Below are 12,568 nucleotides of genomic sequence, written 5' to 3'. Positions count from 1 at the left end.
TGGTCCATATTCCGGCGACCTGCAGTCTGCAGGAGGCGGCCGTGCAGATGCGAGACCAGCATGTCGGTGCACTGGTCGTATCGGAAGGGGGCGGCTCAGACCACATACTCGGCGTTCTGACCGATCGGGACATCGTACTGCAGTCGGTTTGCACCGGAACGTCGCCAATCACTGTGCGAGTAGGCGAGGTGATGAGCCCACACATTCTCTCTATCGATGTGAACGCCGACCTCACTGAGGCAATGCAGGTGATGTCAAGCCATGGCGTGCGCCGGTTGGCGGTGGTCGGCAACGGTACCGACGTCGTGGGGATATTGTCTCTCGACGATGTGATCGCAGCGCTCGGCCGCGAATGGATTCTGCTTACCAACATCTTGCGCAACGAGCAAAATCGCGAGGCATTTGGGAGCATACAGACGCCTTTGCATGCGTGATGCCAGTGCAGCTGGAAACGCAAGGCTTTCGTCACCGCGCATTCGTTCAGGACATTGCTACCTGTCATTGCTCGCGGCCTGAAGATGCGCAACGACGTCGCAAGCGTGGCGAGGCGCCCATAATCGAATCGAGGTCGGCCTATTTGTGTAGCGGGCGATCGTCGCGCAACGCTGTGGTGTCTATCTCGAAAGCGATCGTCCGTAGTGTCGTCGGTTCCTGTGTGTGCGCCCGTCACCTTGCGCTGGCCGGATTTGGCATGAGGGTTTCCCATCTGATCCGTACAGGTGAACGACCGCGGCCGGTCGCACGCCATGACGTCTCGAGTGGGCGACGCGGTCAGCACGGCCGCGCGAATCCGGGCACTGGATGAAGGGATGGATGTCGTTGAATCGTCTATTCCGGCTTCGCGCAGGTCATGATTGCACGTGCTCCTTTCGAGTCCGCCAGCGCTGGCAATTACGGCAATTCGCTCACTGCGTGTCTCTGTTGATGCGGCGAACATGCGGCGATATGCAAGGGCGAGCTCCGTCGGCTACGTCACGCAATTCGATGAACGAATATGCGCAGTGGGGATCAGAGCGGCGTTGAAGCGGAACTGTCTCCCGGTATGGGGAAGTTCACTGTGCCAGCCCGTCGCACATGAGGTCGTCAAGATCCGCTACGAAACGATGGAGAGACTACAGCGAGCCCGTCACGCTCTGACCAGGACAGGAACGAGAGATGAAAGGCATTCTGCGCCTGGCGTTCAGGCTGCTCGTCAACGATAGCGCCAAATTTACAGCGCTGATCGTCGGTATCACCTTCGCGGTGTTCCTGATGATCGAGATGACGTCGCTGTTCGCCGGCATCCTCAACAGGTCCTCGTCTACCGTCATCAACGTGGGCGCGAAGATGTGGGTCATGGACCCGGCCGTGCAGACAGTAGCGAGCAGCATCGGCATGCCGGACTATGTGCTCGACGCCGTGCGCAGCATCGACGGAGTCAAATATGCCGTGCCGCTCTATTCGGGGGCGGCACTGGTGCGACTGCGCGACGGTGCGTACCAGGCGGTGACGGTCGTCGGACTCGACGATGCGAGCCTGTTCGGCCGGCCAAAGATGAAGGCGGGCCGCATCGAGGACATTTATGCGGAGAACGGCTTCATCGCCATCCAGGACGCGGAGTTCGTGAAACTGCACAACCCCAGACTTGGCACGGATTTCGAACTCAACGACCATCGCGGTGTCGTGGTCGGCATCGCCACGGTGGCGAGCAGCGGCCTGTTCGGCACGCCAACGCTCTATACGACGTACAAGCGGGCCGTCGAATATATTCCCTCGACGCGCTACACGACGTCCTACATTCTCGTCGAGCCGAAATCTCCAGCAGACATAGCTCACATCAAGCAGGTGGTCAGGTCGCTCGGTTACGTCGCCTATACGAAGCGGGAATTCATGCAGCGCATCTCCCGTTTCTACAAGTATGAAACGGGGCTCGGCACGAACATTCTGCTGATGACGGTGATCAGTTTCATCGTCGGGCTGTCGATCTCAGGCCAGACGTTCTATACGTTTATCCTCGAGAACCTGGAGAAGTTCGGTGCTCTGAAGGCGATCGGCGCCAAGAGCCATGAACTCGTCGCGATGATCCTGTTCCAGGCGACGTTCACCGCGCTGACGGGATATGGACTTGGCGCCGGGCTGTGCGCGGCGTCGATCAGTCTCGTCCGTCTGCGCATACCGGACTACGCGGCGATGATCACTTTCGGCAACCTCGCGCTCGCCTTCGCCATGGTGGTCGTGATCGCAGCCTCGTCGAGCTATCTCGGCGTGCGCCGCGTGCTGCGCATTGAACCGTTCGACATCTTCCGGGGTTAGCCATGGCGGCCATCGCGATTGACGCTCGAGGCCTGAACAAATGGTTCGGGGAAGGCGACGCCCGCACACAGGCGCTCTTCGATGTCGCGATGCAGGCCCGCTTCGGCGAAATGCTGCTGATCGTCGGGCCGTCTGGCAGCGGCAAGACCACGCTGCTAAGCGTGATCTCGGGCATCCTGCGGCCGGATTCGGGCAACGTATCGATCGACGGCGTCGATCTCTGGCAACAGCGTGAAGACGCCATCGCGGATTTCCGGCTCAATCGCATCGGCTTCGTGTTTCAGGACTATCATCTGTTTCCCCGACTGACCACGGTGGAAAACGTCGCGATTCCACTCATCCTCAAACGGCGCGATTGGGACGAATCGATCGCCGAGGCACTGACCTGGCTCGAAGTAGTGGGCCTGAAGAGCCGGGCCGCATTGCCGCCCGTGAAGCTGTCGGGCGGTGAGCAGCAGCGCGTCGCGATTGCGCGCGCAATCGTGAGCCAGCCGGATATCCTGATTCTCGACGAGCCGACGGCATCGCTGGACGGCGACACGGGCCGCTCCGTCATCGAGTTCGTGAAGCACAAGGTGCTCAACGAGCATCGCTGCATTGTCATCGTGACGCACGACAGCCGCATTTTCGACTACGCCGATCGCGTCATGCATATGGAGGACGGCAAGCTCAAGACGATCGACATGGGAGGCGGAATGTGAAACAGAAGCTTCTCTTTCTGGTGGCCTTCATCGGGTTTCTGGCGAGTGTCGTGGCGGCCTGGGTGTATGGCATCCAGCAACTGCCCCAGCCGCCCGTGTTTGAACCCGCGTCGAATCCATACACGCATGGTGTCTACGCGACGGGCATCGTCGAGAGCGACCAGCCGGCGGGCGCGAACATCAACATCTATCCAGACGTATCGGGTGCCGTAACGAACCTTCTCGTCCACGACGGCGACAGGGTGCGCCGCGGAGAGCCATTGCTGACCATCGACGATGCCGTGCAGCGCGCCACCGTCGCGCAGCTTGCCGCACAAGCCGAGGCTGCACAGTCGTTGCTCGATGAACTGCGGGCGCAGCCGCGGCCCGAGACGCTCAACGTAGCGAGCGCGCGGGTCAGCGCAGCGGCGGCCAACCTCAAGATGGCGCAGGACCAGTTCGACAAGCAGAAGCGCGCGTATGACATCGACCCCAAAGCCGTCAGCCTCGACACGCTGGACAATGTCGCCAATGGCGTTGCCGTTGCGCGCGCGAATCTCGAGGTCGTCACACGGCAATACAAGCTGACGCGCGCGGGCGCCTGGACGTTCGATATCCGCAATCAGGAGCTCCAGGTCGAAGCGCTGCGCAAGGCTGCCGAGGCAGCCTCGGCGCAGCTCGAACGTTACACGCTGCGTGCTCCCGCCGACGGCGTGGTGTTGTCCGTGAACGTGGCCCTGGGCGCTTACCTGTCGCCGCAAGGCGTGTACGACACCTATGCGCAGGGCAGCGCGCCGGCGCTCGTTCTCGGCACGCCGTCGGACAGGCTGGCCGTGCGCTGCTATGTCGATGAAATCCTGATCGGCCGGTTGCCTGACCCGCGTGGCCTGAAGGCGAGGATGTTCATTCGCGGCACGTCGGTGCAGGCGGAACTAGAGTTCATGCGCGTGCAGCCGTATGTCACGCCCAAGATCCAGCTGACCGACCAGCGCACGGAGCGCGTCGATGTCCGTGTGTTGCCTGTGCTTTTCCGCGTCGTGCCGCAGCACGGCATGCGTCTGTTTCCGGGGCAAATCGTCGATGTTTATATTGCCGCCAGTTGAACGCCGCCGCGTCGGGCGTGCCCGCCGGTGCATCGTATGGCGCACCGCGCTGGCGCCCTGCGTCTTTCTGCTCGTGTCGTGCGCGGTAGGCCCGAATTTCTCGCGCCCACCCACGCCGCATGTCGAGCGGTACGTGAAGACGGACCAACAGAGCTTCGCGGCGCCCGGCGGCGTCCAGACCTTATCCCCCGCCGTGCAGGTGCGCGACGACTGGTGGACCGCGTTCGGTTGCGATGTGATCGACGCCGCCGTCGACGAATCCCTGACGGGAAATGCGACGCTGGAGCGCGGAGAGGCCACCTTGCGGCGAAGCGATGATCTCTTGCGTGCGGGAGCGGGCATCTTCTATCCGCAAATCGACGCGCAGGCGAGCGCGTCCCGTCAGCGCTATTCGCCGCTGCGCACGGGCATCGAGTCGGCCCCGTCGATTTTCAACCTGTTCACGCTGTCGGCCACGATCAGCTATACGCTGGATATCTGGGGCGGCGAGCGCAGGCAGGTCGAGGCGCTTGCCGCGCAAGCGGAATCCCAACACTACGCGCTCGCCGCGACTTACCTGACCTTGGCCGCGAACGTCGTCAACGCGATGATCGCCCGCGCCGCCTACAGCGACGAGATTGCGGCGACGCGCGAGATGATTGGACTCGTGCGCGAGCAGATCCGCATCACGCAAGCACAGGTTACGGCCGGGACAAGCGCGTGGTCAGCCGTGTTGTCGCTGCAAAACGAGCTGGCCACGCTAGAGGCGTCCGTGCCGGGACTCGAGCAACGGCGCGCCGAAGCCGAACATCTGCTCGCGTTGCTGGCGGGCATGTATCCCGAGCAGTGGAGCGCACCGGCGATGTCGCTCAGGGACATCGCGTTGCCGGGCGTGCTGCCGCAGACTCTGCCGTCGTCGCTCGTGCGGCGCCGTCCCGACATCTTGCAGGCTGAGGCTGTGCTGCATGTCGCGAGCGCGAATATCGGCGTGGCGACAGCGGCGCTATTTCCGCAGATTACGCTATCGGCGTCGGGCGGCCTGGACAGCGCAGTGCTTCATTCGCTCGGCAACGTAAGCGGACAGGTCTGGAGCGTTGGCGCGGGCGTGACAGCGCCTCTGTTTCATGGCGGCGCGCTGTGGTTCCAGCGCAAGGCGGCAATCGACGCCTACGCGGAGTCGCAAGCCGCTTATCGCGAGGTGGTGCTAGCCGCTTTTGCGCAAGTCGCGGACACGCTTCGCGCGCTTGAACACGACGCCCAGACGGTCGACGCGCAAACCCGCGCGGTGCAGTCCGCAGCCGAGGCGCTGCGGCTCATCAAGGAGTCTTACCGGGCAGGCACGGTGGGATATCTGCAGATTCTCATTGCGGACGGCCAGTACCATCAGGCGCGCATTGCGTGGCTGCAGGCGAGTGCACAGCGCCTTCAGGATACGGTCGCGCTTTATGCCGCGCTCGGCGGCGGCCTCGTTCCAGAATCCTGACGGGTGTCGGCAGCGGCGGCACGGGCGTCCGTCACGGGCATCACGAGACGCGATCGGAGACGGAAGCGGACGCGGACACCTCCGGCAACTCGCCCCAGCCAATCGGCGCGAAGACCGTTCCGCCCGCTAGCTCGACCTGTTCAGTGAATGTCTGTAGCGTAACGCCCGCCATGATTTGGATCTGTCCACCGTGAAAGTAGTTTTCCGTGCGCAGCCATGGCCATGCACCCGCATTGATGTCGAGTGCACTGCGCGAGTGGCCATCGAGCCCCGCCTCCGGCGGAAACAGTGAACCGTCGAAGGCAACCTTCAGTATCTGATCGGGGCTATCGGCATACGGCAGTTGCGCATGGAACTGATAGGGCGCCTTGTCCCAGCCTTCACCCCATTGACGGTCGAGACCGGTCCTCGTGAAGTACGGCCAAGGCGCCCGCGAAGCAGAGCTGGTATAGATTTCCCACACCATCGAGATCGACGCGCAGTGTCATCTGTCAGCCTTTTCCGACATGCCATCCGTGTGCTCGTTTTGGGCGAAGTGACCGACCGCTTGCGCAAGCAGCGCGGCCGATCCAACCGGCAGTTTCAGATTCACCGCGAGCGCCGTTCGGTTCGTCCACCCACGGGCCGCCGCCGCGAGCCCTGCCGATGCGCAGAACAGGTACACGTTCTGCAAGATCGCCTCCGCGCTCGCGTAGGCGAAGGCTTCGCGTTGCTGGTGTGGGATATCCTGCATGCGCATGAGATCGGCGACGTACACAAGATTGACGGGCGCACGCCGATGGAAGTCCTGATATCCCGTCATGGTTCGCAGATCTGCTGACGCGACGAGAACGAGCGCATAGTTGACGGGATCGTATCGATACGCCCCATTGGCGAGCAGTACGTCTACGTCGATCTCATAGCCACCCAGCGCTGAGGGCGCGGTACGGCCGCCTTCGTCTGCGCGATTGATGCCATCTGCGGCCCATAGCAGATCGCCGAGTACTTGGTGGTCGAGCGGCGTGTCGGCGAAGGCGCGCGTGGTCTGGCGCGCGGCAAGGGCGTCCAGCAAGCGCACGCCGCCGCTTCGGCGGGCTGCCGGGAGTTGTATGTAGGGCTCTGACGCGCCTTCGGCGGGCCGAGGGGCGGGCGTGTTGCGCAGTGCAGATCCAATCCGGAAGAGAGGTTTAATCACCAGGTGTCCATCCGCGCACAGAATCGACACGAACCTTCGATATATCGATAGGGCCAAGGCAATCGTCCCATGCGGGCGAGCGGCGGGGTTGACGCAAATCAAGCGGTGCGCGGTCGCTGAGAAGCGCAGCCGCGTTGATATATATCAAGTTGGGCGGCTATCGGACCGTTAGGCTGAACAGGTCGCGTGGCCTCCGACGTCTTCGGAGCTGGCGGCGCGGCGTTTCAGGAGTGGTCGCCATGCATATTTCGTTTCCTTCCTGTGCCCCTGAGTATTGCGGTCCCGATCTCGCGTTGACCTTTCCCGCGCGCGTCGATGAACAACCGGTGCAGTGCGCGATTACGGCGGAAGCGCTCGAAGATCACTTCGGCGCGCGCTCACCGCGAGAAGAGGACCTGATCGACGCGTTCACTGCCCATCGTTCTGAAATCGAGCTTGCGGCGCAGCGCATGTTGAACGAACTGGGTGGCAAGCCTGTCCTGCTGCATAGCGGGTACTTCCGCTTCTGCACGTGATCTGGCAGATTTCTGCCGCAGGCTCGGTGGCGAGCTGCATGAAATCGATAACGGGTCGCCAGAAAGCGCAAGACGCGAAGGTTGCGAGCGGGACTGCTGTATCGAAGGAGAAGGTAAGGAGCTTTTCGTCGTCCTTCAGCGGGTCGGCGTTCGCAAGTTGCAACGCCAGTGTGGACGTATCGGCATCGGAAACATCGCGCGGGCCGCGGTGGCGTGCCGCGATGCGCTGTGCAAGGACAGATGGCTCGGCATGAAAGTCCAGAATCCGAAGGGGAACGCCAAGACGTTTCGCCAGTACAAAAAAAAGCGCTGCGATGACAATGCTCAAGAAAGGTCGCGTCGACAATCACGCTGTTGCCAGTCAGAAGCACATCAGACGCCAGGTGAAGAAGGTGGTCGTAAATGGCGTCTCGCGCGTCGTGCGTGTAATGCTCCGCGCCGAGGCAGGCGTTCGCGTCAAGGGACAACTGCAGCCGCTTGCGCTCGGCATCGCTCGACAGACGCACTGCACCGCTCAGCTCAGCGAGGGCACGGCTCGCCACGGATTTGCCCGATCCCGAATACCCATGGCACAACAGCAAAACGGGCCGTGGCTTTTGAGTCTCGGCCCACGCAATGTCGATATAGTGCCGGGCTTTACCCGCGGCAGCGACAGCGCCTTGAGCGGATGAATTTCTGCCTTTCAGGCAGGCAACCCAGGCCCGCACCAGCGCGCGGTACACAACGTACAACGGCATCAGTGCTAGCGCTGCATAATCGCCCGACACTTCGAGCCAGCCATTCAGCAGCCGGTTTGCCGCACGTGCTCCTCCACGCGCTCGCAGATCCATGACGAGGAAGGCGATGTCATTCGCGACGTCGATCCAGCGCAGCGCATCGTCGAAGTCGATGCAGTCGAACATCGATATCTTGCCTCGCCAACGCACCACATTATCGAGGTGCAGATCGCCATGACACGCGCGCACGAAGCCAGTGGCGCGCCGCCCGTCAATAGCCGATGCATGCTTGGCGAGTTGATTGACGCACCACGCAGAAACATCATGCAACGCGGGATGGCAGACATTCGCAATGAGCGGCGCGTTGACGGCTTCGATCTGGGTCTGAAGCAGCGCGGCGCTGCCATATCGGGCCAGAGGAACCGTTCGCGGTGCGTGCCGATGATAGTGTGCAAGCCGGTGCGCCGCGCCATCGATATCGCGTGGCGTGAGTGCCCCTGTCCTGGCGAGATTCGAAAAAAGTGTCGCTTCGTCGAACCGTCGCATCTTGACGGTGTGCTCGACGGCGGCGCCGCGGGTCCCGAGTTTCAGCATGCTGCCGTGGCGCACGACAGGCAACACGTCGAGATAAAGACCTCGCGCAAGCGGCCTGTTGAGACGGACCTGCGCCTCACAGCATCGCTGCCGTGTATCCGCTGCGGTGAAGTCGACGAAGCCGGGCGCTACGGGTTTGATAACCTTGTACGCGAACCGCCCCGCGAGGTATACGACCGAGATGTGCGTTTCGATCCTAGCGATTCGGCCTGCGGGGTGACGATACGTACATGACCTTCGCATGGCCAAATCGAGCCCGCGCACCAGGCGTTGTGCCGCGCGAATCCGGTTTGCAAAATGCTGCCCTCCCTGGCGCGCCACGGGAGATACGCGTTTGGGCAGCCTGCGTTTTGCTTGAACGGTCACGCCTGTCTCCTGCGGTTCGCGTGTGTCGCGTTTCCTGGCTTGTACGGTATGTCCAGCGCCGCGTTTTCCACTTCGCGCCAGAAGTCACATAGCCTGGGATGCACGACATCGCGCCAGCGCGAGCCGGTGAAGAGGTCGTAGTGATTGCATCGTGCGACGGTGAATTGTCTATCCGCTCGTGCTGGCGATGTTTTGCACAACGCGTGCGCGCAATGCGTCTGACCCGCGCCCGAGATGTCGTCGCAGTCACCTTCGATCGTGCATAAGGGGATGTGGCCGAGCGCTTCGGTCGCCACACGCCGTCCGGCGACCGACCACATCCGGCGCGGCAGCAGGTGCTCGTGAAAGACGACACGAATGATGTCGAGGAAATAGCATTCCGCCATGTCGAGCACGGCGGCGTACTCGTTCAGGGAGCGCAGCGCTTTCATGGCGCCCGGCACGTCACCCGCCAGCCACTTTGACCAGTAAGTCGACTCGAGACAGAATTGCCGTTCCGGATGCGCGGCGATGATGCCCGCCTGCTGGATGAAGCCGGGATAGACGCGCCGTCCCGCGCCGCGATACGCCGGCGGGACAATGTCGATTACATGGCCGCGAAACCAGTCGAGTGAATAGGAACTGGCGAAGCGGTCAACGAGGGTTGGGTTGAGACGGGTATCGATCGGTCCTCCGAGCAGCGAGACACTGACGAACGGAACGGGTTGAACACTACTAGCTAGCAATGCCGCGGCGGCAAGCGCCGGCACGGTCGCCTGGCAGACGGCGACGACATGTACGGGCGAACCCTGCGCGCGCGCGGTACCTATAAACCTTTCGAGCGCCAGCACGTAGTCGTCGAGCGAGAGAGACCCGGCTTCGCGCGGCACATCGCGCGCGTCGGCCCAGTCAGTGATGAAGACGTCGCGTTCCTCGAGCAACGTCTCGACGGTTTCGCGCAACATGACGGCGTGATGCCCGGCGAGTGGCGTACAGAGCACGACGGGCCATTTCCCGGCTGGCTCGGGCGCAATACGGTTGCGCGTGAAGCTGCGCAGCGTGCCCGTAGGTAGCGATTCGACAACGTGCTCATCAATGGTGATCCGGCCGCCCATGCTGGAGACTGATTGAATCGCAAATGACGGTGCCTGCCCGAAAGCGCACGTTGACCTGAGCAGCCACTGGCTCAATGCATTTGCCGCATTCCCCGGGTCGACCCAAGGCGCTGCCGCGCAAGGCACCGAGCCGCATTCATCTTGCGGACGTCCGGCAATCGCACGCGTCAGGCGTCGCTGTGCATCGATGAGGGCGTACCACATGATGAGCTCCGGCACCCTTCAATAGCGCAGGTAGCGTTGCCGCACCGGCCGGAACCCGTCCGCTTCGCGGGTCATGAGCGCGTCTAACGCGTCGGGACGGGCGCCGTTCCCGATTGCTTGCGAGATCCCGGATGATCCAATCGCATCGCGCGTCGCAGCAAGATCGAAGACCTGAGGATACAACGCGTGCAATGTCGCGACGATCGCCACACCGAGGCTGCCCGGCACGCCTTCGGGTGCTTTCCGAATGATGCGGAGGCCGTGGCAAAGCTGACCGCGATACGCGGACTCGGTGGGTACGAAATCGATGCGCTCGAAATGCGCATCGTCGCGCAGGCTGTTGAGCACAGCGGCCAGTCTCCCGCCATCGATCCACGGCGCGCCCACCCATTCGAATGGATGGGGCGTGCCCCGACCGACGCTGACATTCGCGCCTTCCAGCAGCGCGATGTCAGGGTACAGTTCGAGCGCGGTGAAGGTGCGAAGGTTGGGCGAAACCGGTATCCATCCGAGACCGGTGTCGGCAAAGCGCATCGAGCGCAGGTAGCCTCCCAGGGGTATGACGCGCAGGTCCGCGCCGATGTGGCGCTCTTCGTTGAACATGGTGGCGAGTTCGCCGATGGTCATGCCATGCTGCAACGGCATCGGAAAGTAACCGGTGAAGCTTTCGTGTCCCGTGTCCAGCGAAGGACCGCCGAAGCGGTCCGCGCCGAGCGGGTTTGGCCGGTCGAGTACGATCAGGGGGATGTGTGCCGCAGCGGCCGCTTCCAGCGCGTAGCCAAGCGTCGTCTCGTAGGTGAAGAAGCGCACGCCGGCGTCCTGCAGGTCGAAAACGAGGGCATCCAACCCGTCTAGCGCGCCTCGCGGGAAACGCGTCGTTTGTCCGTACAGGCTGTGTACCACCAGGCCACTCGATGAATCTGTGCTGTCAGCGATAGGTTTGTCCATGGCGATGTCAAGGCCGTGCTCGGGAGAGAAGAGCCTCGCCAGCGTAACGTGCGGAGCGTGCGACAGAACATCGATCGTCCGCTGGCCGTTCGCATCGAAACCGCTGCGGTTCGTGACGAGGCCAATGCGCATGCCCGCGAGCATCGCGAACCCCTGCGCGGCGAGCAGGTCGATACCTGTGCGGACCGGGCCTTTGGCGGCAGGCAAATGTGCCGCCAGGGCGAGCGCGTCGCGAGCGCCCGGAAGCGCCTCACCGATCTCCCGCGCGGAAACAGGGGCGGCGGCGCTCGACAGGAGTGCAAGCGCCTGAGCACGCAACGGGGCTGCATCGCCACCCTTGTTCGCATGTACGCGGTTGGTCAGGATAATCAAATAGCGCCGCGTCACGAAGTCGACCCATAGGCCCGTCCCCGTGTAACCCGTGTGGCCGATCGCACCAACGGGTGGCAGGCGATCCCGATTAGCCGAAAGCGGTGCGTCCAGTTCCCAGCCGAGCCCCCGCCACGGTAGCCCCGCCACCGTTGACGCTGGCACCGATATTCGGGCGATGCTTTCAGGACGAAGAATGTGGGCGTGACGGGACCGTGCCGGCGTTGCGCCGTCGCTGTCAGCCCGGCCATCCCGCAAGAGCATGCGGGCGAAGCGCGCAAGATCATCCGCTGTCGAAAAAAGTCCCGCATTGCCCGCCACGCCTTGCAGCGCGCTGGCGAGCGGGTCATGAACACGGCCCTGCCGCATGCCGAGCGAATCGGCTGTCGTCGGCGCGCTGCGAGCCGCGTGTGCCGCATCGGGCGTGAAGCCCGCATCTTTCATGCCCAACGGGCGGAATATGAATTCGCGGCAATACGCGTCGAGCGCGAGGCCGGTGACCCGCGTGACGAGTTCCCCAAGCACGATGAAATTGACATCGCTATAGATGATCCGCTCATCCGGCATCGCAACGGGTCTGATATCGGCAATGCTGCGCAAGAGCGCGTCCCGCGTCGTGCCGTGCCAGGATCCTGCATGGCCGGGAGGTTCCGCAGGCAATCCGGACGTATGGGACAGCAACTGCTGGATGGTGATCTGTGCCTTTCCGTTCGCGCCGAACGCCGGCCAATAGCGGGCAGCAGGCGCGGCAAGATCCAGCTTGCCGCGCTCGACGAGTTGCATGATCGCAGTTGTCGTGGCAACGACCTTCGTCAGCGAAGCGAGATCGAAGACGGTATCGGCTGTCATCGGCTCAATGCGCGGCCGCAGCATGCGATTACCCTGAACCAGTTGCCACGTCTGGCTCTCCGCCGTGCCTGCAATGATGACCGTCCCAGGAACGCGGCCGTCTGCTATCTCTTCTGAGACGATCTGCGAGAGCACCGTGCGCGCCTGTTCGTCGAACAGGGACGCCATGGCCGGCTCATGCGCGGCACCCGAGCATGCGATG

The 12,568-nt window shown here is 62.9% G+C and carries 9 protein-coding genes and 2 pseudogenes; 6 read left to right on the top strand and 5 right to left on the bottom strand.

Annotated elements, in window-relative coordinates:
* The 5 genes from H3V53_RS34315 to H3V53_RS34295 form a co-directional block, all read left to right on the top strand.
* The coding region (locus tag H3V53_RS34315) for a CBS domain-containing protein (RefSeq protein ID WP_336601610.1) at positions 1–434 on the top strand (434 nt) is incomplete at its 5' end.
* Positions 435–1,155: 721 nt separating this feature from the next.
* Positions 1,156–2,292, top strand: coding sequence for an ABC transporter permease (locus H3V53_RS34310; protein WP_336601609.1), 1,137 nt, complete (start codon positions 1,156–1,158; stop codon positions 2,290–2,292).
* Positions 2,293–2,294: 2 nt separating this feature from the next.
* Positions 2,295–2,993 carry an ABC transporter ATP-binding protein gene (locus H3V53_RS34305; RefSeq protein WP_336601608.1) on the top strand — a complete coding sequence of 233 codons (699 nt, stop codon included), beginning with the start codon at positions 2,295–2,297 and terminating at the stop codon, positions 2,991–2,993.
* Positions 2,990–4,075 (top strand): HlyD family secretion protein, encoded by a 1,086-nt coding sequence (locus H3V53_RS34300; protein ID WP_336601607.1) that lies wholly within the window; start codon positions 2,990–2,992, stop codon positions 4,073–4,075. Before H3V53_RS34305 ends, H3V53_RS34300 begins: the two co-directional genes overlap by 4 nt.
* Positions 4,053–5,537 (top strand): efflux transporter outer membrane subunit, encoded by a 1,485-nt coding sequence (locus H3V53_RS34295; RefSeq protein WP_336601606.1) that lies wholly within the window; start codon positions 4,053–4,055, stop codon positions 5,535–5,537. Before H3V53_RS34300 ends, H3V53_RS34295 begins: the two co-directional genes overlap by 23 nt.
* Positions 5,538–5,577: 40 nt before the next feature.
* On the opposite strand, the pseudogene H3V53_RS34290 reads toward H3V53_RS34295, so the two are convergent.
* Together H3V53_RS34290 and H3V53_RS34285 are read right to left on the bottom strand one after the other, a co-directional pair.
* Positions 5,578–6,025 (bottom strand): annotated as a pseudogene (locus H3V53_RS34290) (hypothetical protein).
* Positions 6,022–6,708 carry a nitroreductase family protein gene (locus H3V53_RS34285; RefSeq protein ID WP_419539623.1) on the bottom strand — a complete coding sequence of 229 codons (687 nt, stop codon included), beginning with the start codon at positions 6,706–6,708 and terminating at the stop codon, positions 6,022–6,024. The pseudogene H3V53_RS34290 and the gene H3V53_RS34285 overlap by 4 nt, the downstream one beginning before the upstream one ends.
* 242 nt (positions 6,709–6,950) lie before the next feature.
* Between H3V53_RS34285 and H3V53_RS34280 the strand changes: the two genes are divergently transcribed.
* Complete coding sequence (locus H3V53_RS34280) at positions 6,951–7,226, top strand: DUF1488 family protein (protein WP_336601604.1); 276 nt, start codon at positions 6,951–6,953, stop codon at positions 7,224–7,226.
* Here H3V53_RS34280 and H3V53_RS43830 read toward each other — a convergent pair.
* The 3 genes and pseudogenes from H3V53_RS43830 to H3V53_RS34260 form a co-directional block, all read right to left on the bottom strand.
* A pseudogene (locus H3V53_RS43830) lies at positions 7,120–8,878 on the bottom strand (bifunctional aminoglycoside phosphotransferase/ATP-binding protein). The gene H3V53_RS34280 and the pseudogene H3V53_RS43830 overlap by 107 nt on opposite strands.
* 20 nt (positions 8,879–8,898) lie before the next feature.
* Entirely contained in the window at positions 8,899–10,200 is a 1,302-nt protein-coding gene (gene phaZ / locus H3V53_RS34265; protein WP_336601602.1) for a polyhydroxyalkanoate depolymerase, read from the bottom strand.
* Positions 10,201–10,218: 18 nt separating this feature from the next.
* Positions 10,219–12,534, bottom strand: a complete 2,316-nt coding sequence (locus H3V53_RS34260) for an exo-beta-N-acetylmuramidase NamZ domain-containing protein (protein WP_419539619.1) — start codon at positions 12,532–12,534, stop codon at positions 10,219–10,221.
* Positions 12,535–12,568: the final 34 nt, after the last annotated feature.

The organism is Paraburkholderia bengalensis, from assembly GCF_037126505.1.
GTDB lineage: Bacteria > Pseudomonadota > Gammaproteobacteria > Burkholderiales > Burkholderiaceae > Paraburkholderia > Paraburkholderia bengalensis.
Note: the sequence above shows the minus strand (reverse complement) of the source record. Positions and strands in the feature narration are given on the sequence as shown.

Bases quoted from the DNA above. Each gene is read 5' to 3' on its own strand.
- H3V53_RS34260 (WP_419539619.1), bottom strand. From the start codon at position 12,534: ATGGCGTCCCTGTTCGACGAACAGGCGCGCACGGTGCTCTCGCAGATC.
- H3V53_RS34295 (WP_336601606.1), top strand. From the start codon at position 4,053: ATGTTTATATTGCCGCCAGTTGAACGCCGCCGCGTCGGGCGTGCCCGC.
- H3V53_RS34280 (WP_336601604.1), top strand. From the start codon at position 6,951: ATGCATATTTCGTTTCCTTCCTGTGCCCCTGAGTATTGCGGTCCCGAT.
- H3V53_RS34310 (WP_336601609.1), top strand. From the start codon at position 1,156: ATGAAAGGCATTCTGCGCCTGGCGTTCAGGCTGCTCGTCAACGATAGC.
- phaZ (WP_336601602.1), bottom strand. From the start codon at position 10,200: ATGTGGTACGCCCTCATCGATGCACAGCGACGCCTGACGCGTGCGATT.
- H3V53_RS34305 (WP_336601608.1), top strand. From the start codon at position 2,295: ATGGCGGCCATCGCGATTGACGCTCGAGGCCTGAACAAATGGTTCGGG.